The sequence below is a fragment of the Sphingomonas floccifaciens genome (genome assembly GCF_042681125.1).
Taxonomy (GTDB): Bacteria; Pseudomonadota; Alphaproteobacteria; order Sphingomonadales; family Sphingomonadaceae; genus Sphingomonas; species Sphingomonas floccifaciens.
Genome location: NZ_JBHUFC010000001.1, coordinates 484,394 through 511,088 on the forward strand (window position 1 = coordinate 484,394; position 26,695 = coordinate 511,088).

The 26,695-nt window shown below is 65.8% G+C and carries 27 protein-coding genes; 20 read left to right on the plus strand and 7 right to left on the minus strand.

From position 1 onward, the window contains the following. Positions 1–39: 39 nt before the first annotated feature. The 3 genes from ACFSC3_RS02225 to ACFSC3_RS02235 all read right to left on the minus strand — a co-directional run bounded on the left by ACFSC3_RS02225 (position 40) and on the right by ACFSC3_RS02235 (position 3,391). The gene (locus tag ACFSC3_RS02225; RefSeq protein WP_380938295.1) at positions 40–822 is read right to left on the minus strand and encodes an arginyltransferase; all 783 of its coding nucleotides are present in this window, start codon (positions 820–822) and stop codon (positions 40–42) included. 454 nt (positions 823–1,276) lie between these two features. Continuing rightward, on the minus strand, positions 1,277–2,521 hold the full coding sequence (locus ACFSC3_RS02230) for a threonine ammonia-lyase (RefSeq protein WP_380938297.1): 1,245 nt from the start codon (positions 2,519–2,521) through the stop codon (positions 1,277–1,279). Positions 2,522–2,554: 33 nt separating this feature from the next. Next, positions 2,555–3,391, minus strand: a complete 837-nt coding sequence (locus ACFSC3_RS02235) for a DUF4163 domain-containing protein (protein WP_380938299.1) — start codon at positions 3,389–3,391, stop codon at positions 2,555–2,557. 44 nt (positions 3,392–3,435) lie between these two features. On the opposite strand from ACFSC3_RS02235, the gene ACFSC3_RS02240 reads away from it, so the two are divergent. Both ACFSC3_RS02240 and ACFSC3_RS02245 read left to right on the plus strand, forming a co-directional pair. Further along, on the plus strand, positions 3,436–5,103 hold the full coding sequence (locus ACFSC3_RS02240) for an amidohydrolase (RefSeq protein ID WP_380938301.1): 1,668 nt from the start codon (positions 3,436–3,438) through the stop codon (positions 5,101–5,103). Then, positions 5,100–5,894, plus strand: coding sequence for a hypothetical protein (locus ACFSC3_RS02245; protein ID WP_380938303.1), 795 nt, complete (start codon positions 5,100–5,102; stop codon positions 5,892–5,894). Before ACFSC3_RS02240 ends, ACFSC3_RS02245 begins: the two co-directional genes overlap by 4 nt. Positions 5,895–5,980: 86 nt before the next feature. Here ACFSC3_RS02245 and ctrA read toward each other — a convergent pair whose 3' ends face one another. Continuing rightward, entirely contained in the window at positions 5,981–6,694 is a 714-nt protein-coding gene (gene ctrA, locus ACFSC3_RS02250; RefSeq protein ID WP_380938304.1) for a response regulator transcription factor CtrA, read from the minus strand. 335 nt (positions 6,695–7,029) lie between these two features. On the opposite strand from ctrA, the gene ACFSC3_RS02255 reads away from it, so the two are divergent. After that, complete coding sequence (locus tag ACFSC3_RS02255; protein WP_380938306.1) at positions 7,030–10,056, plus strand: TonB-dependent receptor domain-containing protein; 3,027 nt, start codon at positions 7,030–7,032, stop codon at positions 10,054–10,056. 84 nt (positions 10,057–10,140) lie between these two features. On the opposite strand, the gene ACFSC3_RS02260 is transcribed toward ACFSC3_RS02255, so the two are convergent. After that, the gene (locus tag ACFSC3_RS02260; RefSeq protein ID WP_380938308.1) at positions 10,141–11,043 is read right to left on the minus strand and encodes a LysR family transcriptional regulator; all 903 of its coding nucleotides are present in this window, start codon (positions 11,041–11,043) and stop codon (positions 10,141–10,143) included. Positions 11,044–11,217: 174 nt separating this feature from the next. Here ACFSC3_RS02260 and ACFSC3_RS02265 point away from each other — a divergent pair, with 174 nt between their 5' ends. From ACFSC3_RS02265 to ACFSC3_RS02290, 6 genes are all read left to right on the plus strand, one after another. Next, positions 11,218–11,958, plus strand: a complete 741-nt coding sequence (locus ACFSC3_RS02265) for a pirin family protein (RefSeq protein WP_380938310.1) — start codon at positions 11,218–11,220, stop codon at positions 11,956–11,958. Between the two features lie 69 nt (positions 11,959–12,027). Continuing rightward, positions 12,028–12,630 (plus strand): NAD(P)H:quinone oxidoreductase, encoded by a 603-nt coding sequence (gene wrbA, locus ACFSC3_RS02270; protein ID WP_380938312.1) that lies wholly within the window; start codon positions 12,028–12,030, stop codon positions 12,628–12,630. Positions 12,631–12,885: 255 nt separating this feature from the next. Further along, positions 12,886–13,677, plus strand: coding sequence for a dioxygenase family protein (locus tag ACFSC3_RS02275; protein ID WP_380938314.1), 792 nt, complete (start codon positions 12,886–12,888; stop codon positions 13,675–13,677). Between the two features lie 26 nt (positions 13,678–13,703). After that, on the plus strand, positions 13,704–14,354 hold the full coding sequence (locus tag ACFSC3_RS02280) for an RluA family pseudouridine synthase (protein ID WP_380938316.1): 651 nt from the start codon (positions 13,704–13,706) through the stop codon (positions 14,352–14,354). Continuing rightward, a complete protein-coding gene (arfB, locus tag ACFSC3_RS02285; protein WP_380938318.1) occupies positions 14,351–14,746 on the plus strand; it encodes an alternative ribosome rescue aminoacyl-tRNA hydrolase ArfB in 396 nt (131 codons plus the stop codon). Before ACFSC3_RS02280 ends, arfB begins: the two co-directional genes overlap by 4 nt. A 147-nt stretch (positions 14,747–14,893) precedes the next feature. Next, positions 14,894–15,379, plus strand: coding sequence for a GAF domain-containing protein (locus tag ACFSC3_RS02290; RefSeq protein ID WP_380938555.1), 486 nt, complete (start codon positions 14,894–14,896; stop codon positions 15,377–15,379). Between the two features lie 280 nt (positions 15,380–15,659). Here the strand turns inward: ACFSC3_RS02290 and ACFSC3_RS02295 are convergent, their stop codons facing one another. Continuing rightward, on the minus strand, positions 15,660–16,115 hold the full coding sequence (locus ACFSC3_RS02295; RefSeq protein ID WP_205496842.1) for a universal stress protein: 456 nt from the start codon (positions 16,113–16,115) through the stop codon (positions 15,660–15,662). Between the two features lie 137 nt (positions 16,116–16,252). Between ACFSC3_RS02295 and ACFSC3_RS02300 the strand changes: the two genes are divergently transcribed. From ACFSC3_RS02300 to lpdA, 5 genes are read left to right on the plus strand one after another with little or no spacing between them, the layout of a single operon-like run. After that, positions 16,253–17,584, plus strand: coding sequence for a pyruvate dehydrogenase complex dihydrolipoamide acetyltransferase (locus ACFSC3_RS02300; protein ID WP_380938320.1), 1,332 nt, complete (start codon positions 16,253–16,255; stop codon positions 17,582–17,584). A gap of 29 nt (positions 17,585–17,613) precedes the next feature. After that, the gene (locus ACFSC3_RS02305) at positions 17,614–17,817 is read left to right on the plus strand and encodes a hypothetical protein (protein WP_380938322.1); all 204 of its coding nucleotides are present in this window, start codon (positions 17,614–17,616) and stop codon (positions 17,815–17,817) included. Further along, entirely contained in the window at positions 17,810–18,199 is a 390-nt protein-coding gene (locus ACFSC3_RS02310) for an acyl-CoA thioesterase (RefSeq protein ID WP_380938324.1), read from the plus strand. The genes ACFSC3_RS02305 and ACFSC3_RS02310 overlap by 8 nt, the downstream gene beginning before the upstream one ends. Continuing rightward, the gene (locus ACFSC3_RS02315; RefSeq protein ID WP_380938326.1) at positions 18,196–18,612 is read left to right on the plus strand and encodes a hypothetical protein; all 417 of its coding nucleotides are present in this window, start codon (positions 18,196–18,198) and stop codon (positions 18,610–18,612) included. The genes ACFSC3_RS02310 and ACFSC3_RS02315 overlap by 4 nt, the downstream gene beginning before the upstream one ends. Positions 18,613–18,628: 16 nt before the next feature. After that, positions 18,629–20,029, plus strand: a complete 1,401-nt coding sequence (gene lpdA, locus ACFSC3_RS02320; RefSeq protein ID WP_380938328.1) for a dihydrolipoyl dehydrogenase — start codon at positions 18,629–18,631, stop codon at positions 20,027–20,029. Between the two features lie 111 nt (positions 20,030–20,140). On the opposite strand, the gene ACFSC3_RS02325 is transcribed toward lpdA, so the two are convergent. Continuing rightward, the gene (locus ACFSC3_RS02325; protein ID WP_380938330.1) at positions 20,141–20,323 is read right to left on the minus strand and encodes a hypothetical protein; all 183 of its coding nucleotides are present in this window, start codon (positions 20,321–20,323) and stop codon (positions 20,141–20,143) included. A gap of 293 nt (positions 20,324–20,616) precedes the next feature. Here ACFSC3_RS02325 and rpsL point away from each other — a divergent pair, with 293 nt between their 5' ends. The 6 genes from rpsL (at position 20,617) to rpsJ (ending at position 26,419) form a co-directional block, all read left to right on the plus strand. Beyond that, positions 20,617–20,988: a 30S ribosomal protein S12 gene (gene rpsL, locus ACFSC3_RS02330; protein ID WP_028969180.1), complete on the plus strand. Its 372-nt coding sequence runs from the start codon at positions 20,617–20,619 to the stop codon at positions 20,986–20,988. 93 nt (positions 20,989–21,081) lie between these two features. After that, positions 21,082–21,552: a 30S ribosomal protein S7 gene (rpsG, locus tag ACFSC3_RS02335; protein ID WP_380938332.1), complete on the plus strand. Its 471-nt coding sequence runs from the start codon at positions 21,082–21,084 to the stop codon at positions 21,550–21,552. A gap of 192 nt (positions 21,553–21,744) precedes the next feature. Next, positions 21,745–23,838 (plus strand): elongation factor G, encoded by a 2,094-nt coding sequence (fusA, locus tag ACFSC3_RS02340; protein ID WP_380938334.1) that lies wholly within the window; start codon positions 21,745–21,747, stop codon positions 23,836–23,838. Between the two features lie 227 nt (positions 23,839–24,065). Beyond that, a complete protein-coding gene (gene tuf / locus ACFSC3_RS02345; RefSeq protein WP_380938336.1) occupies positions 24,066–25,262 on the plus strand; it encodes an elongation factor Tu in 1,197 nt (398 codons plus the stop codon). 209 nt (positions 25,263–25,471) lie between these two features. Continuing rightward, entirely contained in the window at positions 25,472–25,972 is a 501-nt protein-coding gene (locus ACFSC3_RS02350; RefSeq protein WP_380938338.1) for a hypothetical protein, read from the plus strand. A 138-nt stretch (positions 25,973–26,110) separates the two neighbouring features. Next, positions 26,111–26,419 carry a 30S ribosomal protein S10 gene (gene rpsJ / locus ACFSC3_RS02355; RefSeq protein WP_056423578.1) on the plus strand — a complete coding sequence of 103 codons (309 nt, stop codon included), beginning with the start codon at positions 26,111–26,113 and terminating at the stop codon, positions 26,417–26,419. The last annotated feature ends 276 nt before the right edge of the window (positions 26,420–26,695 follow it).

Below are 26,695 nucleotides of genomic sequence, written 5' to 3' on the forward strand. Positions count from 1 at the left end.
GGCAGTGCTTCGACAAGCTCAGCGCGAACGGGGATAGGTTTAGGCAAACGCCCGAACGCGCGGCGCGTGTGCGGGGACGTCGTCGGCATCCGGGTCGAACGGCGACCAGCCGTCCGGACCCAGCACCTCGATCGGGCGATAGCGCGTCTTATACGCCATCCGCTGTGACCCCTTTACCCAATAGCCGAGATAGACGTAGCCGAGCCCTGCGGCATGGGCGCGCAGGATGTGGTCCATGATGATGAAGTTGCCGAGCCCCGGCCGCGCTTCGTTTTCGGCGTCGAAGAAGCTGTAGATCATCGACAGGCCGTCGGCCTGCTGGTCGGTGATGCACGCGCCCACCAGCTTGCCGCGCTTTCCGTCGACCGATGGTTCGCGATATTCGACGACGAAGCTGTTGACCGGACTATGTTCGACCATGTCGGAATAGTCGCTCTCGTCCATCAGAGTCATGCCGCCGCCGGGATGGCGTGAGGTGAGGTAGCCGCGCAGTAGCTGGAACTGTTCGTCGGTCGCCCAGGGGCGGCAGGCGTGGACCTCCAGGTCTGAATGGCGCGCGATCAGCTTGCGCTGCGACTTGTTCGGACGGAACTCGCCAGCCACGACGCGGACCGAAACACACGCCGAACAGCCGACGCACGACGGGCGATACGCGACCGACTGGCTGCGCCGGAAGCCGATGCGGCCCAACGCGTCGTTCAGCTCGCCGGCATGCTGGCCGTTCAGCTCGGTAAACACCTTCCGCTCCTCGCGGCCGGGCAGATACGGGCACGGCGACGGGCTCGTCACGAAGAATCGGGGATAGCGGAACGGTACCGTCACGTCGTCAAAAGCCCCTCTCGCGCACGGCTCACCATGCACCTCGCAACGGTATATGAAGTGCAAAAATACTGATGAAAAGGTGATTTACCATGAAAGAGCGTTAACGGCAGGTTGCCCGGGCGCGCAGATGCCCCGGATTTATGGAAGCCTGTCTTGGCAACTGGTTGTTAAAATAGCGCGCACGACGCACCGCCCGTGCTGCCGCGAAGGCGAGAGCCAAAAGCGAGGCTCAGCCGTTCTGTTTCTCGACGCTTGGGCTCCAGCCTCGGCTATAGCTTTGCGAAACTCCGAGCAGTGCTCCCGCGCAGGCGGGAGCCCAGAGTCACGAGCGCCGCAACCGGTTGTATTGCCTGGCCCTGGGTTCTCGCCTCCGCGGGAACACTGGAGGGCTTTCGTCTTGAGGCCGGACTATATCCCTGCGCGGGACGAAAGCGCAGGCTATGGAGACAGAAGGTCAGGCCAGTTCGACCAGATTGACCTCGTAATTGTCCTGCCGCAGCGCCGCCAGCAGCCGGTCGAGATGCGCGCGGTCGCGCGTTTCGCATTCGACGTCCAGGCTCAACCCCTTGGCCGGCAGGTTGGTGAAGATGCGCTGGTGCGACAGTTCCAGGATGTTGACGCGCTCCTGGTCGAAGATTCGCGCGACCTGGAACAGCGCGCCCGGCCGGTCCTGCAAGCGGATGCGCAGTCGCGCCAGCCGCCCCGACCGCGCGAGATCGCGCAGCAGCACGTTGGCCAGCAGCCGGGTGTCGATGTTGCCGCCGCAGATGACGATCCCGATCGTCCGCCCGCGGAATTTCTCGCGGAAGGCAAGCAGCGCGGCGAGACCGGCGGCACCCGCGCCTTCGGCGACCGTCTTCTCGATCTGGAGCAGCAGGCTGACCGCTTCCTCCAGCCGCCGCTCGCCGACCAGCACGATGTCGTCGACCAGCGCCTCGACCACCTGCGCGGTGAGGCCACCGGGCTGCTTGACCGCAATGCCTTCGGCCAGCGTGTCGCCGCCGCACGCCATGTGCGTGCCGCGAAGCCGGTTGTACATCGACGGGTAAAGCTCGGCCTGGACGCCGATGACCTGGATTTCCCGGCTCTGCGCGCGCGCGACCGTCGCCATGCCGGAGATGAGCCCGCCGCCGCCGATCGGCACGACCAACGTGTCGAGTTCCGGCACGTCCTCGAGCATTTCCAGCGCGACGGTGCCTTGCCCGGCGATGATGCGCGGATCGTCGAACGGATGGACGAAGGTCAGGTCGCGCTCGCCTTCGAGCTGGCGGGCGTACTCATAGGCCGCGTCGAACGTCTCGCCTTCCAGGATGACGGTCGCACCGTGGCTTTCGGTCTGCATCACCTTCACGGTCGGAGTCAGGCGCGGCATGACGATGGTGACGGGCACGCCCAGCCGGTTGCCGTGATAGGCCAGGCCCTGCGCATGATTGCCCGCCGATGCCGCGATCACGCCCTTGGCGCGAGCCGCTTCGTCCAGCTGCAACAACGTGTTGAGTGCGCCGCGTTCCTTGTAGGCGGCGGTGAATTGCAGGTTCTCAAACTTCACGAACACGCGCGCGCCGGTCAGCTCGCTCAGCGTCTTGCTGTGCAGCGTGGGCGTGCGCACGACCGCGCCCTTGATCCGCATCGCCGCTGCCTGGACGTCGGCGTAGCTGACGGGGAGCAGATGCTCGGCGGGCGCGGGGTTCGTAGCCATAGGTCGCGCGCCTAACCCAAATCGACCGCCAGGTTAACCCCGCGTGGCGAAGGCGCTTCGATAGTCAGGCTTCACCGCGGCGATCAGCGCAGGCGTGACCGGCAGGGTCAGGTCATACGACCCCTCCGCATAGGAGCCGGCGACATAGGGACCGACGAGCAAGCCGATGCGGTCGACCGCGCGTCCATCGGTCGAGCCGAGGATCAGCGTCGCTTCCGATACCTTGGGACAGTCGTTGAAGCTGTCGCCGTTCCCGCGCACGACCGGTGCCCCGCGGCGTTTCGCGCGCTGTATGTCGAGCGCGTCGCAGAAGGCAGCGCCGATCGCCTGCTGGATCGCTGCCTCCGACACGAACAGGTCGGTCGGCTGCCGCACCACGGCGTCGCGACGATCCCATAGCAACGCGCGGATGCCGGGCGATCCATGTGCGCCGCCGGTGTAATCATAGGTTTCGGCCGACAGGCTCAGGAACCGCGGCGTCAGCGCGACCTGCTTCCAGTCGGTCGTCGATTCATATTTCCGGAACGGGAAGCCTCCGGCGACGGTCTCCTTGCGAAACGCCGCGGCGTCCTTCGCCACGCTGGCCTGAGCCTTGTCGCGGTCGGCGTTGAGATGGCGGACGAGGCCGTCATAGTCGGCGGCCACCTTCGGGATCGCATAGCGGAAGTTGTAATCGGCGGTCGAGGCGACCGACTTCGCGATGAACGCCGGTGCCGGGGGCGGGGCGGGCGGCTGCGGCGGGGCCGGAGTCGCGGTCGTCGTCGTCACGACGGGATCGGCCGTATTGGCAACGGGCGGCGTTGGATCGCCGCCACCGCACGCGGTCAGCATCACCAGCGCCGCACCAGACAGAAATTCCCGATATTGCATCGCTCTACTCGCCAAATCCTTGCACGCCCGATAGGACGTGATCTATGCTGAACCCCTCCCGAACGCGCCGGTTTCTCGGCCTCCTGCTGGCCGCATCCACGCTCGCCGCGTCCCCCGCTTTTGCCGACGCGTTGGTCGACAATGTCGAGGGGGTCACGCTCGACAAGGACGGGCGGGAGGTCCGCTTTACCGGCATCCTGATCGCCGATGGCAAGGTCGTCCGCCTGCTGAAGCAGGGCGAGAAGCGGCCCGACCGGCTCGACTGGCGCGCCGACATGCGCGGGCGGATCGCCATCCCCGGCATGATCGACGCGCATGGTCATGTCATGGATTTGGGGTTCCGGGCGATGGAGCTCGATCTGTTCCCGACGACATCGCTGCAACAGGCCCAGTCGCGCATCGCCGCCTTCGCTGCGGCCAATCAGACCCGGCCGTGGATATTGGGCGGCGGCTGGAACCAGGAGGTCTGGAACCTCGGCCGCTTCCCGACCGCCGCAGAGATCGACGCGATCGTCACCGACCGCCCGGTGTGGATGCAGCGCGCCGATGGTCATGCCGGCTGGGCGAATTCGGCCGCGATGCGCGCCGCCGGCATCACGGCGAAGACCGTATCGCCTGCGGGTGGCCGGATCGAGAAGCTGCCGAACGGCCAGCCGTCGGGCGTGTTCGTCGACGCGGCGATGGACCTGATCGTTTCCAAGATTCCCAAGCCAATCCCGCGAGATCGAAACACTGCCTTTCTGAAGGCGCAGGAGGCGTTGCTCAGCGCCGGCATCACCGCCACCGCCGACATGGGCACGACGGTTGACGACTGGCTGACCTATCGACGGATGGGCGATCAGGGGCTGCTGCGCGTGCGGATCATGTCCTATGCCGCCGGGGTCGACACGGCATTGGCGGTGGCGGGGCAGGGGCCGACGCCGTGGCTCTATGCCGATCGACTGCGGATGGGCGGGATCAAGCTCTACGCCGACGGCGCGCTGGGATCGCGCGGAGCGTGGCTGAAGCAGCCCTATGGGGATTCGCCCAAGAACAGCGGGCTGGGTTTCCTGAAGGACGACCAGCTGCTCAACCTGATGAGCCGCGGGTCGATGGACAATTTCCAGATCGCGGTCCACGCGATAGGCGACCGTGCCAACCAACAGGTTCTAGACGCGATCGACGAAATGGCGGTGACCTATAAGGGCGACCGGCGCTGGCGGATCGAACATGCTCAGATCGTCGACCCGGTCGACCTGCCGCGCTTCGGCAAGAACGGCGTGATCGCTTCCATGCAGCCGGTCCACGAGTCGAGCGACTGGCGCATGGCGGAGGCGCGGCTGGGCGCGGCGCGGCTGGGCGGCGCCTATGCCTGGAATTCGATGTTGAAGGCCGGATCGCGCCTGGCGTTCGGCAGCGACTATCCGGTCGAGAACCCCAATCCCTTCGTCAATCTGGCGGTCGCGATCACCCGGCAGGATGCGAACGGCCAGCCGATTCAGGGCTGGCGGCCCGAGGAGCGCGTGACGCTGAGCCAGGCGTGGCAGGCGTTCACGCAAGGGGCTGCCTATGCCGGATTCGCCGAGGAAAAGTTCGGCACGCTCGCGGTCGGCCAGCGCGCCGACTTCCTGATCGTCGACCGCGACCCGACCGAAGCCGGCCCGACCGCCCTGCGCCAGACCCAGGTGCTGGAGACTTGGGTCGGCGGCGAGAAGATGTGGGAGCGGAAGTGACGGTCGCAGCCCTGCTGCTGACCGCGGCCGCAGCGCAGGCTGTGGGCACGGTTCCGTTGGGCGACATAGAGGCCGCGAAGACCCCGGCCGATACGTTGCTGCTCGCCCGGCGCATCTTGCCGCAGGAGGTTGCGAGCAAGGTCGTCGCCGCAAAGGTGCAGCGGCGGTGGCTGCCGGGGCAGGTCTGGTGGATCGGCGCCCGCGAGCCGGCCCGCGTCGCCGGGGCGGACCTGTGCGAACAACAGGTCCATTCCGTCGAGGCGGCCGCGCCGTCGGCCCCCGGCGGCGCAGCTCCTGCCGAAACGGCGCTGACCATCGGCAAGAGCGAAAGCTGGACCGAGGTTGCCGTCCTCCCCACGGGCGTGCGGGCGACCGCGACGGCGTGCGCGGGACAGAGCTATCTCTCGGTCACGAACCAGGGCGATCGCAAAGTCGCGGCGTACCGGGTGTTGCGATCGGCCATGGCGGTGGCGCAGGGGCGGGCACGACTGCCGTTCGCTATGACCTGCCGATCGGAGGCGCCGGCCGCCTGCCGCGATGCGCGCGCCGCGCTTGCGAGCCTGCCGATGGGGGCGCTCGGCGCGATCAACATCTCGTGCCTCGACACGCAGAAGGTGCGGGCGGACACTATCATCCGCTGTCCGCCCTTGCAGCCGGGGCAATCCTATCAGGCAGAGGTTCGGTTCGGTCCAACAGGCCCGGACGGACAATCCTGGACCGTCGCCTTCGTCCATCGGCCTGGTTGGCCCGAGGCGATCGACCTGCGCCGGACGACGATCATCTACCATTGACCGAAATCGCCGATCGGACCGGCGAAAGAAAGGCCGCCGTTCCCTCCTTGGAAACGACGGCCCGTCAAATCTCGCTGGCGCCTTGATCAGGCGAACGCCGCCTCCGGCACCGGCAGGCCGACCTCGTCGGGCTCGCGCAGCACATAGCCGCGGCCCCACACCGTCTCGATGTAATTGTCGCCGTCGGTGGCCATGCTCAGCTTCTTGCGCAGCTTGCAGATGAATACGTCGATGATCTTCAGTTCCGGCTCGTCCATTCCGCCGTACAGGTGGTTAAGGAACATTTCCTTTGTCAGCGTCGTGCCCTTGCGGAGCGACAGCAGCTCCAGCATCGCATATTCCTTGCCGGTCAGGTGGACGCGGGCGCCGTCGACTTCGACGGTTTTGGCGTCCAGGTTGACCGCCAGCTTGCCGGTCTTGATGACCGACTGCGAATGGCCCTTCGAGCGGCGGACGACGGCGTGGATGCGCGCCACCAGTTCCTCGCGGTGAAACGGCTTGACGACATAGTCGTCGGCACCGAAGCCGAACGAGCGCACCTTCGAATCCATCTCGGAAATGCCGCTCAGGATCAGGACCGGCGTCTGGACGCGCGCGACGCGCAGCTTCTTGAGCACGTCATAGCCGTGCATGTCCGGCAGGTTCAGGTCGAGCAGGATGATGTCGTAATCATACAGCTTGCCGAGATCGAGGCCTTCCTCGCCCAGGTCGGTGGTGTAGCAGTTGAAGCCCTCGCTATGGAGCATCAGCTCGATCGCCTTGGCGGTCGTCGGCTCGTCCTCGATCAGCAACACGCGCATCTGCGGTCTTCCCCTTGGCCGGACCGTGCAAGCCCCCTGCGGCCCCACGTCACCCGTGATTCATTAACCTAAGCACCTCTGAAGGCAAAAGGTTAATTTCTTCCTAACCCGCGGGATTCCGCGAGTCGGCGTGTTAAGACATTGGTCGCGGCCATGAGTGCTCCTGTGCGATTGTTGCGTTTTCGTGTCACCCCGCGACGGAAAACGACGGGTCGTGTGCAACGGCCATTGCCATAAGGTCGCGTCGTGATAGCGTTTACCTTAGCGACAGCGGGGGCGGCGGACACGGGGATGTCCGTCCGGCGATCAGCCCCGCTGCGATCCTGGGGGAAACCATGAAGTTCAAGGCCGCGCTGCTCCTGTCCGCAACCTGTCTCGCCTGGCCGGCGCTCGCGCAGACGACCGATGGCACGACGCAGCCTGCGGCCACGCCGACCGGGGCCGAACTGCCGCAGACCGGCGCGGGTCCGGTAACCCGGCCGTCGGACGATGGCGAAATCCTCGTAACGGGTTCACGCATCAAGCAGGACCCGAACAAATCGGCGTTGCCGCTGCAGATCGTGACGACGCAGCAGCTCGAAGAGAACGGCATCAGCAACCCCGAGCAGTTGATCAGCTTCCTGTCGGTCAACGGCACCGGTGCCGATAATCTGGCGTCCAACGCAGATGTTACTTCGGGTGCGCAGCGCGGTACGAACGGTCTGTCCGCGGCGAACCTGCGCGGGCAGGGGCCGGCCGGCACGCTGGTCCTGCTGAACGGTCGCCGCGTCGCCGCCCACGGCCTGACCGGCGGTGCGGTCGACGTCAACCAGATCCCGTTCGCCGCGCTGGAGCGGGTCGAGGTGCTGAAGGACGGCGCATCGGCGATCTACGGCACCGATGCGGTCGGCGGCGTCATCAACTTCATCACGCGCAAGGACTATCAGGGCCTGGGACTCCAGGGCTTTACCGACATCACCCAGCGCGGGGACGCGCCGATCTACCGTCTCAGCGCGCTCGCCGGCTATGGCGATATCAAGGAAGACGGCTTAAACGTCATGGCCTCGGTGTCGAAGAGCTGGAACGGCGCCCTTCAGGGGGCGGCGCGCGACTTCGTGAACGGCAACCAGCCGAACCGCGGCCTGACGATCGATACGCGTGGTACGCCGATCGCGACGGCCTTTCCGTTGAATCCCAGCACGGCCTTCTTCCCCACCGGCACGTTGCTCGGCGGCACCAGCGGTTCGACGCAACTGACCAACCTGTTCATCCCCGGCACCACGACGCTCGCCAACGGCGGCATCAATGTGCTCGACCTGCCGAACGGGGCAGGTTGTACGACGATGGACGGCGGCCTGGCTTATGATGAACAGCTGTGGAACGCGCCGGGTGCGCGCTTCGCCTGCGCGTGGGACACGGGGCGTGCGGCGGTGCTCCAGCAGCCGCTGGAAACGCTCACCTATTTCGGTCGCGGCGTGCTGCGGCTCGGCGGACGGCACGACATTTCGCTGGAAATCACCGGTTCCGACGCAAGCTCGGCGAAGCGGTTCTCGAACGCGCAGATCAGCGGCAACACCAGCAATCTGCAGGTCGCCTATCCGCTGAACGACATCACGCGGTCGACCTACAACGCGGTCTACGACCAGATTGCCGCGGTATTCCCCGCAATCGGCGCGGTGGGTGACCGTACGGTGGATGCGGTCGGCAACTACGGCAAGCCGATCGCCTACCGCTGGCGCTGCATCGAATGCGGGCCGCGCGAATATAATACCAACACCAAGACCTTCCGCGCTGCACTCGGTTTCGAAGGGCCGTTGTTCGGCGACTGGGATTATCACGCCGGCGCGTCCTATGCGCGCAGTTCGGCCCAGTCGACGCTCGGCACGGGCTATTATTACCGCGGCACGACGACGACGAACGCGGTCGATCCGACGGCGCCGACCGCGCCGGGCGCAAGTGCGCCCGGCCTGCTCGGCCTGCTGAACAGCGGTATCATCAATCCGTTCAGCGTCGAACAGTCGGACGCGGCCAAGCGCGGTCTGGCCGCGATCTCCGCGTTCGGAGCGACGCTGTATGGTGGCAAATATGAAGTAAAGCAGCTCGACGCTTCGTTCGCCGGCGGCCTGTTCCCGATCTGGGGACGGGAGATCAAGGCGGCGGTCGGCGTCGATTATCGGCGCGAGACCTATTCGTTCAACGGCGCCCCGGCGTCGGCCACCGGCCCGGTCATCTTCCTCGCTGCCTTCGATGCGGTGAATGCGCTGACGCCGAAGAACCGCGATGTGAAGGCTGCCTTCGCAGAAGTGCTGATCCCAATCGGCCAGCCGCTCGAAGTTACCGTCGCCGGCCGCGTGGACGAATACACGGGCTTTGGCAGCACCTTCAATCCGAAGGTCTCGGTCAAGTTCACGCCGACCGACTGGCTGCTGTTCCGCGGGTCGTACAACACCGGCTTCCGTGTGCCGTCGTTCAACCAGATCTTCAACGGCGTCACCGATTCGCCCTACGCCGGCAGTGACCTGGTCGATCCGATTCGCTGCCCCACCTTCACGCCCAATACGACCAATCCCAATTGCGCTTTCATCCGTCCGGACATCCTGACCGGCGGCAATCTGGTGCTTGGACCGGAGACGACCAAGCAATTCAGTGGCGGCGTCGTCTTCACGCCGTCACGTCTGTGGTCGGCCTCGGTCGATTTCTGGAGCGTGGCCGTCGACAACACGATCACCAGCTTGACGCTGACGCAGTTGATCCAGAATGCCGCGCTGTTTCCGGAACGCTTCATTCGCGATCCGGCGACTAACGTCATCACCGACCTCGACAACCGCTTCATCAACGCAGGCGCACGCCGGACCCAGGCGCTCGACATCACTGCGCGCGGCGGGTTCGATGATGTGCTGGGCGGCCGGGTGAACTTCGGGATCGAAGGCACTTATCTGCTCAAGAAGCGCGAGAAGCTGACGCAGACCGCGCCCTACGGCCCCAGCCTGATCGGCGTGTTCACCTTCGCCGGTGATCTCGGCCTGAAGTGGAAGCATACCGCTTTCGTCAACTATACGCAGGACGACTTCGGCATCACGCTGACCCAGATCTACCGTGACGGCTATCGCAACGGCGCGCTGCCCGGCATCGCGGCGGGGACGGTGACGCGGCCGAATTACAATCGGTTCGTGAGCGAGTATATCGTCTACAACCTGTCGTTCGCCTACACGGGGCTCAGTCCGGACTTCAAGATCACTGCCGGTATCCGCAACCTGTTCGACACCAAGCCTCCGTTCGCCGTCACCTATGACGGCAACACCGGGGCTGGCGGATCGTGGGAGCCGCGTGTGGCCGATCCGCGGCTGCGGTCGTTCACGCTCGGGATCGAGACGAAGTTCTGAAGCTGACCGGTTCGGTGCCAGCGACGCTGGCGCCGAACTTGGGGTCGGCCACGGAGCGTGGTGCGTCGTACGGCAGGCGGGGGCCTACCGACCCGTACACAACTCCCGGAACCGCTCCGCCAGGAAGTCGATCACCACCTCGACCCGCGCCGGCCGCAACGGGCTCGGCGGGGTCAGCAGGTGGAGGGCGATGCCGGCGCTCGGCCATTCGGGCAGGATCTCGACCAGGCGTCCGGCGGCGAGTTCGGGATCGACAATGAAGTCGGGCAGGCGCGCGATGCCGAGGCCGGCGCACAGCGCGGGCAGCATCGCATCGCCATTGTCGGTGATCAGCGGCCCCGCCGGGCGCACCGCCGCTTCCTCGCCGTCCGGCCCGCGGAAATGCCAGGTGCCGATCGCATTGGCATAGGCGAAGCAGGCGTGGGTCGCGAGCTCGGCGGGGTGGCGCGGCGTGCCGTGCTTCGTGAGATACTCGGGCGCGGCGACCACGCGCACCGTCACCGGCGCCAGTCGCCGCGCGCGCAGCGAACTGTCCGGCAGGTCGGCGATGCGCAGCGCGATGTCGAAATTCTCGGCAACGATATCGACCCGCGCGTCCGACAGGCGCAGGTCGATCTCGATCCCCGGATGCGCCCGGATCAGGTCGGCGACGGCGTCTGCCACGAAGCGGATACCGAAGGTGATCGGCGCGGCGACCCGCACAAGCCCGGTCGGCGCACTGGCGGCGTCGCGCGCGGCCTCCTCCGCTCCCCGCGCCTCGACCAAGATTCGCGCTGCCCGCTCCGCCAGCGCCTGGCCGCTGTCGGTCAGCGCGAGCCGGCGCGACGTGCGATGAAACAGGGTGGTGCCAAGCGACGTCTCCAACCGCGCGACGGCCTTGCTGACGGTCGCCTTGCTAACCCCGATCGCCTCGGCGGCGGCGGTAAAGGACCGGTGCTCGACCACACAGGCGAACATCGCCCAGGCTTCGAAATCTGGCAGGCGCATCAGACGTCATCCTGACGAAAGTCAGAGTCCAGAGTCACAGACGATGTCGCCCGTGGCTCTGGATCCCGGATCAAGTCCGAGATGACGTTAGCAGGGAAACAATCCGTTTCCAACGTTTCCATTTACGCGACCCCTCAAGTCACCCACATTGCGGACAACCAAGGAGTTGTCATCATGCTCGACACCACCACCAAGACGGTCGGCACCAAGACGATCGACCGCCGCCCGTTCGAAACGCTCGGCCACGCCAACCACGGCTGGCTGGATGCGCGGCATCACTTCAGCTTCGCCAATTATTATGAGCCCGCCCGCATGGGCTGGGGCGCGATCCGGGTGTGGAACGACGATCTGATCGCGGCCAACAGCGGTTTCCCGCCGCACCCGCACCGCGACATGGAGATCATCACCTACGTCCGCACGGGTGCGATCACGCACCAGGACTCGATGGGCAACCAGGGCCGCACCGGCGCGGGCGACGTGCAGGTGATGTCGGCGGGCAGCGGCGTCCGGCACGCCGAATATAATCTCGAGGCCGAACCGACGACGCTGTTCCAGATCTGGATCGAGCCGCGTACCAGCGGCGGCGCGCCGTCCTGGGGTGCCAAGCCGTTCCCGAAGGGCGACCGCTCGGGCAGCTTCCAGACGCTCGCCAGCGGCTTCGCCGATGAGATCGCCGCCGGCGCGCTGCCGATCCGGGCAGAGGCACGGGTGCTGGGTGCGACGCTGAAGGCCGGCGAGGCGCTGACCTATGACCTGGGGGCGGGGCGTCATGCCTATCTCGTCCCCGCGACCGGCGGGCTCGACATCGACGGGGAGGCGATCGCCACCCGCGACGGCGCGGCGCTGCTGGGTGGCAAGACCTATACGATCACCGCCACCGACGACGCAGAGATCGTTCTCGTCGACAGCGAATGAACTTCCCCCGGCCCGGGGCGTAACCTCCCGCGACCCCGGGCCACCCAATTCAGATCAAGGAGCAGATCCATGGCGAAAGTCCTCGTCCTCTATTACTCGTCCTACGGCCACATCGAGCAGATGGCCGAAGCCGTCGCGGAAGGCGCGCGTGGCGCGGGTGCCGAAGTCGATATCCGCCGCGTCCGCGAAACCGCGCCTGACGAGGTGGTGAAGAGCGCCGGTTTCAAGACCGACACCGCGCATCCGGTGCTTAGCGACCCGAACGAACTCGCCAACTATGATGCGATCATCGTCGGCTCGCCGACCCGCTTCGGCCGCATGTCGAGCCAGATGGCGGCCTTCTGGGACACCGCCGGCGGCCTGTGGTACAAGGGCGCATTGAACGGCAAGGTCGGTGCGGCCTTCACTTCAACCGCCACCCAGCATGGCGGGCAGGAGACGACGCTGTTCAGCATCATCACCAACCTGCTTCACTTCGGCATGGTCGTGGTCGGCTTGGACTATGGCTATGAAGGCCATACCGGCGTGAAGGAAGTCCACGGCACCACGCCCTATGGCGCGTCGACCATCGCCGATGGCGACGGCAGCCGCCAGCCGAGCAGCGTCGACCTCGACGGCGCGCGCTATCAGGGCCGCCGGGTCGCCGAAGTCGCGACGAAGCTGGTGGGGTAAAGAGCTGACGGCGCGTCCTTCCCGAGAGCGCTCGCTGATCTTCACACGCCGTCATCCTGACGAAAGTCAGGATCCAGAGCCAAGCACTTCAGAGCTTGGAGCAGAGAAACCCTGGATTTCGGCTTTCGCCGGAATGACGGAAAGGAAGGCGGTGCGCGATCAACGCGCCAATTTTCGTTCGTCCCGAGCGAAATCGAGGGATCACCCGGACCGCGTGCCTCGACTGCGCTCGGCACGAACGGAGAAGTGTAACCGATGTCCGCACTCCCCAGCCTCTTCCTGTCCCACGGCTCCCCGATGATCCTCATCGAGCCTAGCCCGGCCCGCGATTTCCTCACCACTCTCGGCGCCCGCTTTCCGCGCCCGAGCGCGATCGTCGTCGTCTCCGCCCATCACGACACGCGCGAGGCCGTCGTCACCGCGACCGCCCAGCCGGAGACGATCCATGATTTCGGCCGCGGCTTTCCGCAGGCACTGTTCGATGCCCGCTATCCCGCGCCCGGCGATCCGGCGCTGGCGGAGCGGATCGCGGCCCTTGTCGCGGATGCAGGCATGCCGGTCGGTCTGGATACCGCGCGCGGGCTGGATCACGGCGCTTGGGTGCCCCTGATGCTCGGCTGGCCCGATGCCAATGTGCCGGTCGTGCAGCTGTCGATCAGTAGCCACCACCCGCCGTCGCGGCATCACGCCATCGGCCGCGCGCTCGCGCCGCTGCGGGAGGAGGGCGTGCTCGTCATCGGCTCCGGCAGCCTCACGCATAACCTGCGCGCGATCTTCGTCGAGGGGCGCGACCATGACGCCGCGGTTCCCGACTGGGTCGCTCAGTTCGCCGATTGGGTTCACGACCGCGCCGCCGCGGGTGAGGAGACCGCGCTGCTCGACGCGATCGACCGCGCGCCGCACGGTCGCGCCAACCATCCGACGCCCGACCATCTGCTGCCCTTCTTCGCCGCGATGGGGGCGGACGGGGCGGTGCTAAATGCCGAGCGGCTGCATCACAGCTACACCTATGGCGTCCTGGCGATGGACGCCTACGCCTTCCACTGAACGTCGGTCGGTGGCAGAGGATGGGAATGATCGCAGACCGCATCCTCTTCCTCGATGGCGAGGCGATGATCCTCGACAAGCCCGCCGGCCTGCCGGTCGATAGCCCGCGCGATCGTTCCCCCAGCGTCGAATCGATGCTGCACGAGCTGACGTTCGGCTTCCACCGGCTGCCCCAGCCGGTCCACCGTATCGACCGCGACACCAGCGGCTGCCTGTTGCTCGCGCGCAATCCCGGTGCCGCGAAGCGCTTCGGCCAGGCGTTCGAGGCCGGTCAGGTGGAAAAGCGCTATCTCGCGATCCTCGACGGCGTGCCGGAGGGGGAGGGCGGGACGATCGACCTGCCGCTCGCCAAGGTCAGCACGCGCGAAGAGGGCTGGCGTATGGTCACGCGCGACGACGGCAAGGCGGCGCGCACGCACTGGACCCTATTTCAGGTGAAGGAAGGCCGTGCCCTCATCGAATTTCGGCCCGAAACGGGGCGCACCCATCAGCTGCGCGTCCACGCCGCGACCGGGCTGGGCGTGCCGATCGTCGGCGACCCCGTCTATGGCAACGGCGGGGCGGGGGGCATGATGCTCCACGCGGCGTCGTTACGTTTGGTGCGCGCAGGCAAGCCGCCGGCGGAGGCGGAAGCCGACCTGCCCGATCGCTTCGCGGCGCTCGGCTTCGCACGGTGATCCCCGACGCGGCGATCATCGAGGAGAAGTTCCTCGCCGCGACCGGCCCCGGTGGGCAGAACGTCAACAAGGTCGCGACCGCGGTCCAGCTTCGGATCGATGTCTTCAAGCTGGGCCTGCTACCGCACGCCTATGCCAAGTTGAAGCTGCTTGCCGGTAGCAAGCTGACCGCAAGCGGTGAACTGCTGATCACTGCGCGCCGTTTCCGTACCCAGGACGCCAACCGCGAAGACGCCCGCGCGCGCCTGTCCGAATTGATCGCCGAGGCGCATGTCCGTCAGGCCAAACGGGTGAAGACCAAGCCGTCGCGTGCGGCGAAGGCCAAGCGGGTGGATGAGAAGAAGGGCCGGAGCGCGGTCAAGGCGGGACGGGGGAAGGTACGGGTGGACTAAAGTCTATCCTCCCCTGCAAGGGGAGGTGGCAGGCCGCAGGCCTGACGGAGGGGTGTCACCCTCTACGGATAGCGGAACACCCCTCCACCATGACCTACGGCCGCGGTCCCCCTCCCCTTGCAGGGGAGGAATGGTTATGTGAAGCCCATGTACGACTTCACCATCGCCGACGGCACCAAATCCGACCTCTACCGCGACCTCGCGTCCGCGCTCGATGCGCTGACCGCGGACGAACCCGACGCCATCGCCAACATGGCGAATGTCGCCGCGCTGATCTGGCAGTATCTGCCCCATCTCAACTGGGCCGGCTTCTACCGGAATGTGAACGACGAACTCGTGCTCGGCCCGTTTCAGGGCAAGGCGGCGTGCATCCGTATTCCCTTCGGCAAGGGTGTCTGCGGGACCGCGGCCGAGACGCGCGAGACGCAGCTGGTCGAGGATGTTCACGCCTTTCCCGGCCATATCGCCTGCGACGCTGCGAGCCGCTCCGAACTGGTCGTGCCGATCGTCAGCCAGGGCGTGCTGATCGGCGTGCTCGATCTCGACAGCCCGGAGCCGGCTCGGTTCGATGCGGGCGACGCGGCCGGGTGCGAGGCGCTGATGCGGATCCTCGCGCCGCGCATCGCGGGCTGACCTGCCCCGATACGGGATTCGGGCGACCGCCGTTTAGCGTTCAAAATGCGGGATTTTGTGCTTAGTCTCGGGTTAACGGGATGCTTCCGGCGTCGGACCGCCGGCGCGTATCGTCCAAGATTATCAGCGGCTCTACGATCCAGAGCCTTTGATTCCGCCTAGGGCGGGGCCGGCCTACACCCACGGTCCCGCCCGACCCCATCGGTGCTCCCGAGCGACGCGGGAGCACCGAACCGGGGCGTGCGTGCGAAGGGGAGGGCGATGCGCCTTCCCGCGCGGGTCAACTCACCCGGTCGATGTCCTCGCGGCTCAGCGATCCGGGAATCAGCATCACCGGCACGCTTAGCGCTCCCGCATCGGTTCCGGCGAAATGGCTGACCAACGGTCCCGGTGCGCCGCTGGAGGCTGCGCCGAGCACCAGCGCGGCGATGTCGGGGTTCGCGTCGATCATTTCGCGGACGATCTTCGGCCCGTCACCTTGCCGCACCACGATCGACGGCGTCACCCCCGATTCGGCAAGCAGCGTCCCGGCCGCGCCGGCGACGATCGCCTCGGCATGCAGCCGCGCCTCTTCCTCGATCGTCGCCTGGACGCCGCCCCATTGGACGAACTCGGACGGCGGGATGAGGGCGAGGATCTCGACGCCCCCGCCGGTCTTCACCGCACGCCGCGCCGCGAAGCGCAGCGCATTCTCCGCCTCCGGGCTGTCGTCGACCACGACCAGATAGGTCCGCATTTCAAATATCCCCGCCTTTTCCCGCAACTGAGTGCCGCCTTGACGATGCCAACGCAAGCATCGCCCGCAGAAGCTTGGCCTTGACCGCGGGCGGTACGGGCGCAAGAGAGGGCGCCCTAACGGAAACAGGACCCGTCATGGCGATCGATCTGAAAATGCCCGCGCTCTCTCCGACGATGGAGGAGGGTACGCTCGCCAAGTGGCTGGTCAAGGAAGGTGACGTCGTGAAGGCGGGCGATCTGCTCGCCGAGATCGAGACCGACAAGGCGACGATGGAATTCGAAGCCGTCGACGAAGGCACGATCGCCAGCATCTTGGTCGCCGAGGGTACGGACGGCGTGAAGGTCGGCACCGTCATCGCGACGATCGCCGCCGAGGGCGAGGATGCCTCCGCTGCCGCCGCACCGAAGGCTGAAGAAAAGAAGGCCGAGCCCGAAAAGCCCTCCCCCCCTCGGGGGGAGGGTTTGGGAGAGGGGGGAGCCTCGCAGAGTGCTCCGCCCGCGGATAGGCCCCTCTCCCAACCCTCTCCCCAGCGGGGGGAGGGCTCCAGGGTGAAGGCGTCTCCGCTCGCTCGCCGTATCGCCGCGGAAAAGGGTGTCGAGCTATCGGGCGTGGCCGGCTCCGGCCCCAACGGTCGCATCGTCAAGGCTGATGTCGAGGGCGCGAAGCCCGGTGCGGCTCCGGCCAAGACCGTCGAAAGCGCGTCGGCACCCGCCGCAAGCGAAGCGCCGGCCGCTGCCGCGCCCGCCGCTCCGGCCAAGGTCTGGTGGGACGAGAGCATCCCGCATGAGGTTGAGAAGCTCACCAACATCCGCAAGACCATCGCACGCCGCCTGACCGAATCGAAGCAGACCGTTCCGCACATCTATCTGACGGTCGACATCCGCCTCGACGCGCTGCTGAAGCTGCGCAGCGACCTGAACAAGGCGCTCGAGGCCCGCGGCGTGAAGCTGTCGGTCAACGACCTGCTCATCAAGGCGCTCGGCGTCGCGCTGGAGGCGACGCCCAAGTGCAACGTCACCTTCACCGGCGATTCGCTGGTCAGCTACAAGCGCGCCGACGTGTCGGTCGCGGTGTCGACGCCGACCGGCCTGATCACCCCGATCATCCGCGACGCCGCCAACGCCTCGCCGTCGAGCATCTCGACGCAGATGAAGGAGCTTGCCGGCCGCGCCAAGGAAGGCAAGCTGAAGCCCGAGGAATATCAGGGCGGTACCGCCTCGCTCAGCAACATGGGCATGTTCGGCATCAAGCAGTTCGAAGCCGTCATCAACCCGCCGCAGGGCATGATCATGGCGATCGGCGCGGGCGAGAAGCGGCCGTACATCGTCGACGACGCGCTGGGCGTCGCGACCGTCATGTCGGCGACCGGCAGCTTCGATCACCGCGCGATCGACGGTGCGGATGGCGCGCAGTTGATGAAGGCGTTCAAGGAACTGGTCGAGGCACCGCTCGGCATGATCGCTTGAGCCAGCGGGCACTTACGGAGGACAGGGGCGTGCCGAAGCACACGGCCATAGAATTGTTCTTCGTGGCCACGGGCCTAGCCGCGACGCTGATCATCGTCAGCGTCGCGGCCTGGGCCTATCCGCTGGCTCGCCGCGAGATCGAGGTGAGCGGCTGGGTCATCGCCGCCATCGTCGTCGCGCTCGGCATCGCGCCCGTTCGCCGGGCCTGGTTGAAGGATCGTCATCATGGATGAGGCGCGGATCGGCCAGCCGGCGCAGCAACCCGCCATCCGCGTCACGACGATGCCCGCCGACGCCAACCCCTATGGCGATATCTTCGGCGGCTGGCTGATGAGCCAGATGGACATGGCCGCCGGGCTCGTCGCGTCGCGCCATGCCCATGGCCGCGCGGTGACGATTGCGGTTGAGGGCATGAAGTTCCACGCGCCCGTCGCGGTCGGCGACGAAGTGTCGGTCTATGCCGATCTGGTGAAGGTCGGTCGCACTTCGATGACGATCGACGTCCAGGCGTGGCGCCGTGGCCGCCACGTAGAGGAAAGCTGCCTCGTCACCCAGGCGCAGTTCGTCTTCGTCGCGATCGACGAACATCGCCAGCCGCGCCCCGTCGCGGGATGATCCCGGCGCTCGCCTATCCGATCGCGATCGCTGCCGCGCTGCCGACGACGCTCGTCGTGCTGGCGCTGTGGGTGGCGCGCAGCCGGCTGGTCGATCACGACAGCGTCGACAGCGTACTGCTGCCGCTCATCTTTCTGCTCGTCCCGCTCATCTTCTTCGTCTCGATCGTCGGCAATGTCGCCGGTGTCGCGGCAGGGCAGGTGGCGGGCCTCGTCGCGCCGGTCGCGGCGCGGCTGGTCGCGGTGCTCGCGGCCGGCGCGTTTTGCGCGCTCGCCTGCGTCTGGACGCAGCGCGGCACCTTCGGCCGTCGCTCGACGCCGGTGTCCGGCAGTGCGGTCGTGATGCTCGCGGTTGCCGACATGCTCATTCTCGCCGGCGGGCTCAGCCTGCTGCCTGGCGAACCCATCCTCTGACTGGAGTTGTCCCGACATGGCCGAAACCTATGACCTGATCGTGCTGGGCTCCGGCCCCGGCGGCTATGTCGCGGCGATCCGTGGCGCGCAGCTGGGCCTGAAGGTCGCGATCGTCGAGCGCGAATTGCTCGGCGGCATCTGCCTCAACTGGGGCTGCATCCCGACCAAGGCGCTGCTGCGCTCGGCCGAGATCTTCCACTATATGCAGCACGCCAAGGATTACGGCCTGGCCGCGGAGAAGATCTCCGCCGACCTCGACGCCGTAGTGAAGCGCTCGCGCGGGGTGTCGAAGCAGCTGAATCAGGGGGTTACGCACCTGATGAAGAAGAACAAGATCGCGGTCCACATGGGCACCGGCAAGCTGACCGGTAAGGGCAAGCTGACCGTCACCGACAAGGACGGCAAGGCGACCGAACTGACCGCGAAGAACATCATCGTCGCGACCGGTGCGCGGGCGCGCGACCTGCCGGGCCTGCCGGCGGACGGCAAGCGCGTCTGGACCTATCGCCACGCGATGGTCCCGACCGAAATGCCGACCAAGCTGCTGGTCATCGGATCGGGCGCGATCGGGATCGAATTCGCCAGCTTCTACAACGACATGGGTGCGGACGTGACGGTCGTCGAGATGATGGACCGCATCGTGCCGGTCGAGGACGCCGATGTGTCGGCCTTCCTCGAAAAGGCGCTCAAGAAGCAGGGGATGAACATCCTCACCGGCGCCGGCGTCAGCGATATCAAGGCGACCGACACGGGCGTGACCGCCAAGCTGAAGGACAAGGCGGGCAAGGTCACCGACGCCGAGTTCAGCCATGTCATCGTCGCGATCGGCATCGTGCCGAACACCGCCGACATCGGCCTGAAGGAATTGGGCGTCGCGATCGATGACCGCGGCTTCCTTAAGACCGACGCGATGTGCCGGACCAACGTCGAGGGGCTGTGGGCGATCGGCGACATCACCGCGCCGCCGTGGCTCGCGCACAAGGCCAGCCATGAAGGCGTGATCGCCGCCGAAGCCATCGCCGGCAAGCACCCGCATGCGATGGACCCGAAGAACATCCCGGGCTGCACCTATTGCCACCCGCAGGTTGCCAGCGTCGGCCTGACCGAGGCCAAGGCGAAGGAAGCCGGCTACGAACTGAAGGTCGGCACCTTCCCCTTCATCGGCAACGGCAAGGCGATCGCGCTGGGCGAGGCGGAGGGCTTCATCAAGACGGTGTTCGACGCCAAGACCGGCGAACTGCTCGGCGCGCACATGGTCGGGGCGGAAGTGACCGAGTTGATCCAGGGCTACACGGTCGGCAAGACGCTGGAGACGACCGAGGCAGAGCTGATGGAGACGGTCTTCCCGCACCCGACGCTCTCCGAAATGATGCATGAGAGCGTGTTGGCCGCTTACGGGCGGGCTCTCCACATTTAAGCGCAACCCTACCGTTCGTGCTGAGCTTGTCGAAGTACCGTTCTTTGAGCCGCCGTCGATGAGCGTGTGGATCAAAGTACGGCCCTTCGACAAGCTCAGGGCGAACGGTTCTCAGTCCAACTCCGCCCGTGCGACAGCGGCGTAGTAGCGTGCCGCGCCCTCTGGGGTAATCGTCTGCCACCCGCTCCACCCGAACGGCACGTTGTCGTTCGCCGCGCGCCGGCTCCAGTCGCGCAGCATCAGCGCCGGGCTGCGACGGAGCGTCGGACGGGCGGGAGAGGGCGGGTGGGCCATGCCGCCCTCTACCCCGGCACCCGTTTCAACGCGGTTAAGCCCCTGAGGCCATTCAGCCGCCCCGGTTGACCGAAATCCCCCTTCTGCTATAGGCGCCCGCGTTCCGGCATGTGACCGAAGGGGCGAATCCGCCTCGCCGCTCGCGCCGGGACAGAGCTGAACGTTGCTGGAGACTGACCGGGCCCGGGGGGCGATATGCTTCCCACGGCCCGTTCCGCTGTTTCGAGAAACATCAAGGGCTCCAGCAAAGTAACCGCCGGAATTCGCCGGTAAACACAAAGGTGAAGGGCTTCATGCCAACGATCAACCAGCTGATCCGCAAGGGTCGCGAACCGCAGAAGGCCAAGTCGAAGGTCCCTGCGATGGAACAGAACCCGCAGAAGCGCGGCGTCTGCACGCGCGTCTACACGACGACTCCGAAGAAGCCGAACTCGGCGCTCCGCAAGGTCGCCAAGGTCCGTCTGACCAACCAGCGCGAAGTCATTTCGTACATCCCGGGCGAAGGCCACAACCTGCAGGAGCACTCGGTCGTGCTCATCCGCGGTGGCCGTGTGCGCGATCTTCCCGGCGTTCGCTACCACGTCCTGCGCGGCGTGCTCGATACGCAGGGTGTGAAGGACCGCCGCCAGTCGCGTTCCAAGTACGGCGCCAAGCGTCCGAAGTGACCGAGCGGGGCCGTGGCCCCGCGTAGAGTCATCCCCGCGTAGGCGGGGATCCAGGGCGCCAAGCGCTCCGCAGGTTTTGTAAAGGAAGAGCACATGGCTCGTCGTCGTCGTCCCGAGAAGCGGGAAATTCTGCCTGATCCCAAGTTTGGTGATGAGGTCCTGTCGAAGTTCATGAACAGCGTGATGCTGGACGGCAAGAAGGCCGTGGCGGAAGGCATCGTCTATTCGGCGATGGAAACCGTCGAGCAGCGCGCGAAGAAGGATCCGGTCGGCGTGTTCCATGACGCGCTGAACAACATCAAGCCGGGCATCGAAGTCCGCAGCCGCCGCGTCGGCGGTGCGACCTACCAGGTTCCGGTCGAAGTCCGTCCGGAGCGTGCGCAGGCGCTCGCGATTCGCTGGCTGATCACGGCCGCGCGCAACCGCAGCGAGCACACGATGTCGGCGCGTCTGTCGGGCGAACTGCTCGACGCGTCGAATAACCGTGGCAATGCGGTCAAGAAGCGCGAAGACACGCACCGCATGGCGGAAGCGAACCGCGCGTTCAGCCACTACCGCTGGTAATTTCGGTTACTATATGGGGGCGAGGCGAAAGCCTCTCCCCCAACGCGTTCGCCCTGAGCTTGTCGAAGGGCTGCTCTTCTTCTTCGGAAGAAGGAAAGACAGGGCTTCGACAGGCTCAGCCCGAACGGCTGGGGCGCGAGGCCCTAAAGACTATTTAGCCCCGCCGCACAGTCGGCACAGGAGTGAACGATCATGGCCCGCAGCCATCCGCTCGAGCGTTACCGCAATATCGGCATCATGGCGCACATCGACGCCGGCAAGACGACGACGACCGAGCGCATCCTTTATTACACCGGCAAGTCCTATAAGATCGGCGAAGTGCACGAAGGCACCGCGACGATGGACTGGATGGAGCAGGAGCAGGAGCGCGGCATCACCATCACCTCGGCGGCGACCACCTGCAAGTGGCGCGCGGCAGAGGGCAAGGGTGAAGAGCACCTGATCAACATCATCGACACCCCCGGCCACGTCGACTTCACCATCGAAGTCGAGCGTTCGCTGCGCGTGCTCGACGGCGCGGTCGCCTGCTTCGACGGCGTGGCCGGCGTCGAGCCGCAGTCGGAAACCGTGTGGCGTCAGGCCGACAAGTACGGCGTGCCGCGCATGTGCTTCGTCAACAAGCTCGACCGGACCGGTGCCGATTTCTATTACTGCGTCGACACGATCATCGATCGCCTGGGCGCCAAGCCTGCCGTGCTGTACCTTCCGATCGGCATCGAGGGTGGCTTCAAGGGCCTGGTCGATCTGGTCGAGAACCGCGCGATCATCTGGCTCGAAGAGTCGCTGGGCGCGAAGTTCGAATATCAGGACATTCCGGATGACCTGAAGGAAAAGGCTGCCAAGTATCGCAGCGACCTGATCGAACTCGCCGTCGAGCAGGACGACGAGGCGATGGAAGCGTATCTGGAAGGCAACGAGCCGGACACCGCCACCCTCAAGAAGCTGATCCGCAAGGGCACGCTGGCAATGGACTTCGTGCCGATCGTCTGCGGTTCGGCGTTCAAGAACAAGGGCGTGCAGCCGCTGCTCGACGCCGTCGTCGACTATCTGCCGAGCCCGCTCGACATTCCGGACGTCCAGGGCGTGAAGCTCGACGGCGAAACCCCGGATTCGCGCCCCGCGTCGGACGATGCGCCGATGTCGCTGCTCGCGTTCAAGATCATGAACGATCCGTTCGTCGGCTCGCTCACCTTCGCCCGCATCTATTCGGGCACCCTCACCAAGGGTCAGTATCTGAACTCGGTGAAGGACAAGAAGGAAAAGATCGGTCGTATGCTGCTCATGCATGCGAACAGCCGTGAGGACATCGATGAGGCGCGTGCGGGTGACATCGTCGCCATCGCGGGTCTCAAGGAAACGACGACCGGCGACACGCTGTGCGATTCGTCGAACCCGATCATCCTGGAGCGCATGGAGTTCCCGGAACCGGTGATCGAGCTGTCGGTGGAACCGAAGACCAAGGCCGACCAGGAAAAGATGGGCATCGCGCTCAACCGCCTGGCCGCCGAGGACCCCTCGTTCCGCGTCTCGACCGATCACGAATCGGGCCAGACCATCATCAAGGGGATGGGCGAACTCCACCTCGAGATCCTGGTCGACCGCATGAAGCGCGAGTTCAAGGTCGAGGCGAACGTCGGTGCGCCGCAGGTGGCGTATCGCGAATACCTCAAGAAGCCGGTCGACATCGACTACACGCACAAGAAGCAGTCGGGCGGTACCGGCCAGTTCGGTCGCGTGAAGGTGAAGCTGACGCCGGGCGAGCGCGGTGCGGGCATCATCTTCAAGGACGAGATCAAGGGCGGCAACATTCCGAAGGAATATCTGCCGGCGATCGAAAAGGGCTTCCGCGAGACGGCTGCCACCGGTTCGCTGGTCGGCTTCCCGATCATCGACTTCGAGATCGTGCTGTATGACGGCGCGTACCACGACGTCGACTCGTCGGCGCTGGCGTTCGAAATCACCGCGCGCGGTGCAATGCGTGAAGCGGCCCAGAAGGCCGGCATCACGCTGCTCGAGCCGGTGATGAAGGTGGAAGTCGTGACGCCGGAGGATTATCTGGGCGACGTCATCGGCGACATGAACAGCCGCCGCGGCCAGATCCAGGGCACCGACACGCGCGGCAACGCGCAGGCGGTGACGGCGATGGTCCCGCTGGCCAACATGTTCGGCTATGTGAACTCGCTGCGCTCGTTCACCCAGGGTCGCGCGAACTACTCGATGCAGTTCAGCCACTATGATGAGGTTCCTCAGAACGTGGCCGACGAGGTGAAGGCGAAAATGGCATAAGCCATTCCGTCACACTTCCTCCCGTTCGTTTCGAGTAGCCGTCGAGCGTGTCGAGACGGCGTATCGAGAAATCCGTCTCGATATGGTCTCTCGGCTTCGCTCGATCCCTACTCGACACGAACGGTGGGGTTGGGGCTGGAATTACGGGAAAACACTCGCTAAGGGGCCGCGTCCACTCCGCGGCGCCGCTCGCGAACAAGACAATTCAGACCAGAAGGTAGGAAACAATGGCCAAGGCAAAATTCGAGCGGAACAAGCCGCACCTCAACATCGGCACCATCGGTCACGTCGACCATGGCAAGACCTCGCTGACCGCAGCGATCACCAAGATCCTGGCCGAGAACGTCGCGGGCAACGCCGCGGTCGACTTCGCCAACATCGACAAGGCGCCGGAAGAGCGCGAGCGCGGCATCACCATCTCGACCGCGCACGTCGAGTATGAGACCGCCAACCGTCACTACGCCCACGTCGACTGCCCGGGCCACGCCGACTATGTGAAGAACATGATCACCGGCGCGGCGCAGATGGACGGCGCGATCCTGGTCGTCGCCGCGACCGACGGCCCGATGCCGCAGACGAAGGAGCACATTCTGCTCGCCCGTCAGGTCGGCGTGCCGACGATGGTCGTCTTCCTCAACAAGTGCGACCTGGTCGACGACGAGGAAATCCTCGAGCTGGTCGAAATGGAAGTCCGCGAAGAGCTCAGCAAGCGTGAGTTCGACGGTGACAACATTCCGATCATCCGTGGTTCGGCGACCGCCGCTCTGAACGGCACCGACGAGAAGCTGGGCAAGGACGCCGTCCTCGCGCTCATGGCCGCTGTCGACGAGTCGATCCCGCAGCCGGAGCGTCCGCTGGACAAGCCGTTCATGATGCCGATCGAAGACGTGTTCTCGATCTCGGGTCGTGGTACGGTCGTGACCGGCCGCGTCGAGACCGGCGTGGTCAAGGTCGGTGAAGAAGTCGAGATCGTCGGCATCCAGGAGTCGGTCCGCAAGACCACCGTCACCGGCGTCGAAATGTTCCGCAAGCTGCTCGACCAGGGCCAGGCCGGCGACAACATCGGCGCGCTGATCCGCGGCGTCGGCCGTGAAGAAGTCGAGCGTGGCCAGGTTCTCGCCAAGCCGGGTTCGATCAAGCCGCACACCGACTTCAAGTCGGAAGTGTACGTGCTGTCGAAGGACGAAGGTGGCCGTCACACGCCGTTCTTCGCCAACTATCGTCCGCAGTTCTACTTCCGTACGACGGACGTGACCGGCACGATCGAGCTGCCGGAAGGCACCGAGATGGTCATGCCGGGCGACAACGTCGCTCTGGGCATCAAGCTGATCGCTCCGATCGCTATGGACGTCGGTCAGCGCTTCACGATCCGCGAAGGCGGCCGCACCGTCGGCGCCGGCGTCGTCGCGACGATCGAGAAGTAAGCTTCGCCCGTAAGGGCTGAGTTCGAAGAGCCCGGCTTCCCGACAGGGAGGCCGGGCTTTTTCGTTTTGGGGCTGGTAGGGCGGGCGTGCCACCGCCCATCGCCCGTTCGTGCTGAGCTTGTCGAAGCACCGTACTACGATACACTCGCTGCGACCTTGCGGCACTAAGAGCGGTGCTTCGAGAAGCTCAGCACGAACGGGGAGGGGGCGTGGCGGTGGTCCGAAATCGAACGTTCATTGCCATAGCACTGGCGTCCCTCGCGGCCTGCCAGCCCGCCCCAGCGCCGCCGCCGCCTGACGTCGCCTTCGATGGCCTGCCGGTCACCGGCACACGCGCCTTTGCCGAGCGACTCAGCTTTACCCATTGTGCCGACACCGGAAGCGCGCTGCGGTGCCGCCGGGACGGCGTCCGGCTGCTCGGCACGGGGCCGTATCAGGCGGCCGTCGATGTCGCGCGGCGGCAAGAGTCGGGCTTCAATCAACTCACGCTCTGGCACGACACCGACCAATCCGCCGTCTTCAAGGCGACCGAGGCGCTCGCTGCTCGGGGCTGGCGGCGCTGCCGCACGGGGTCGGAGAACCAGGGCGATCAGGAGATATGGACCAAACCCGGCGCGCCCGTCCGCGTCTCGATGGACCTCAGCTACTGGGGCAAGCGCCGCCTGCGCGTCCTTCCCGAAGCCGGGCAACCGACCGGAAAATGCTGGTGAGGCACTCGACCATTCGTCGCTTTTTCGCGCGTCGGGCTTGATCCGCGCCCAAGTCGCCTGTAAGGGCGCGCCTTCGAATTTCACCGCAACAGCAAGAACCCCGGCAACGGGGTCCGCTCTTTCGCATCGGTAGGGTACATGGACAATAATATCCGCATTCGTCTGAAGGCGTTCGACCACCGCGTGCTCGATGCCGCGACCGGCGAGATCGCCGACACCGCGCGCCGCACCGGCGCCCTGATCCGTGGCCCGATTCCGCTTCCGACCAAGATCGAGAAGTTCACGGTCAACCGTGGTCCCCACATCGACAAGAAGAGCCGCGAGCAGTTCGAAGTGCGCACCTACAAGCGCATGCTCGACATCGTGCAGCCGACCGCCAACACGGTCGACGCGCTGATGAAGCTCGACCTGGCCGCCGGCGTCGACGTCGAGATCAAGCTGGCGTAAGTCAGTCTGCCTCTAGCCCCGGCGAAGGCCGGGGTCATGAATTCCCCTCCAATCGTCATTCCCGCGAAAGCGGGGATCTAGGGCCAAGCAACCCAGCGTTGCGCGAGATAACCCTGGATCCCGGACCAAGTCCGGGAAGACGCTGGAATGCTGATGGTCCTGTTGACGGAAGCAGCCGCTTCCACTAAGGGGCCATCTCCCGCATCGGGTTGAACCCGCTGCGTGCTGAGAATCGCTTCGGCGATCCTCACGAAAGCAGGGATACCGGTCAGTCTA

Bases quoted from the DNA above. Each gene is read 5' to 3' on its own strand.
- ACFSC3_RS02230 (WP_380938297.1), bottom strand. From the start codon at position 2,521: ATGGCTACGAACCCCGCGCCCGCCGAGCATCTGCTCCCCGTCAGCTAC.
- ACFSC3_RS02235 (WP_380938299.1), bottom strand. From the start codon at position 3,391: ATGCAATATCGGGAATTTCTGTCTGGTGCGGCGCTGGTGATGCTGACC.
- ACFSC3_RS02240 (WP_380938301.1), top strand. From the start codon at position 3,436: ATGCTGAACCCCTCCCGAACGCGCCGGTTTCTCGGCCTCCTGCTGGCC.
- ctrA (WP_380938304.1), bottom strand. From the start codon at position 6,694: ATGCGCGTGTTGCTGATCGAGGACGAGCCGACGACCGCCAAGGCGATC.
- ACFSC3_RS02255 (WP_380938306.1), top strand. From the start codon at position 7,030: ATGAAGTTCAAGGCCGCGCTGCTCCTGTCCGCAACCTGTCTCGCCTGG.
- ACFSC3_RS02260 (WP_380938308.1), bottom strand. From the start codon at position 11,043: ATGCGCCTGCCAGATTTCGAAGCCTGGGCGATGTTCGCCTGTGTGGTC.
- ACFSC3_RS02265 (WP_380938310.1), top strand. From the start codon at position 11,218: ATGCTCGACACCACCACCAAGACGGTCGGCACCAAGACGATCGACCGC.
- wrbA (WP_380938312.1), top strand. From the start codon at position 12,028: ATGGCGAAAGTCCTCGTCCTCTATTACTCGTCCTACGGCCACATCGAG.
- ACFSC3_RS02275 (WP_380938314.1), top strand. From the start codon at position 12,886: ATGTCCGCACTCCCCAGCCTCTTCCTGTCCCACGGCTCCCCGATGATC.
- ACFSC3_RS02280 (WP_380938316.1), top strand. From the start codon at position 13,704: ATGATCGCAGACCGCATCCTCTTCCTCGATGGCGAGGCGATGATCCTC.
- ACFSC3_RS02290 (WP_380938555.1), top strand. From the start codon at position 14,894: ATGTACGACTTCACCATCGCCGACGGCACCAAATCCGACCTCTACCGC.
- ACFSC3_RS02295 (WP_205496842.1), bottom strand. From the start codon at position 16,115: ATGCGGACCTATCTGGTCGTGGTCGACGACAGCCCGGAGGCGGAGAAT.
- ACFSC3_RS02300 (WP_380938320.1), top strand. From the start codon at position 16,253: ATGGCGATCGATCTGAAAATGCCCGCGCTCTCTCCGACGATGGAGGAG.
- ACFSC3_RS02310 (WP_380938324.1), top strand. From the start codon at position 17,810: ATGGATGAGGCGCGGATCGGCCAGCCGGCGCAGCAACCCGCCATCCGC.
- ACFSC3_RS02315 (WP_380938326.1), top strand. From the start codon at position 18,196: ATGATCCCGGCGCTCGCCTATCCGATCGCGATCGCTGCCGCGCTGCCG.
- lpdA (WP_380938328.1), top strand. From the start codon at position 18,629: ATGGCCGAAACCTATGACCTGATCGTGCTGGGCTCCGGCCCCGGCGGC.
- ACFSC3_RS02325 (WP_380938330.1), bottom strand. From the start codon at position 20,323: ATGGCCCACCCGCCCTCTCCCGCCCGTCCGACGCTCCGTCGCAGCCCG.
- rpsL (WP_028969180.1), top strand. From the start codon at position 20,617: ATGCCAACGATCAACCAGCTGATCCGCAAGGGTCGCGAACCGCAGAAG.
- rpsG (WP_380938332.1), top strand. From the start codon at position 21,082: ATGGCTCGTCGTCGTCGTCCCGAGAAGCGGGAAATTCTGCCTGATCCC.
- fusA (WP_380938334.1), top strand. From the start codon at position 21,745: ATGGCCCGCAGCCATCCGCTCGAGCGTTACCGCAATATCGGCATCATG.
- tuf (WP_380938336.1), top strand. From the start codon at position 24,066: ATGGCCAAGGCAAAATTCGAGCGGAACAAGCCGCACCTCAACATCGGC.
- rpsJ (WP_056423578.1), top strand. From the start codon at position 26,111: ATGGACAATAATATCCGCATTCGTCTGAAGGCGTTCGACCACCGCGTG.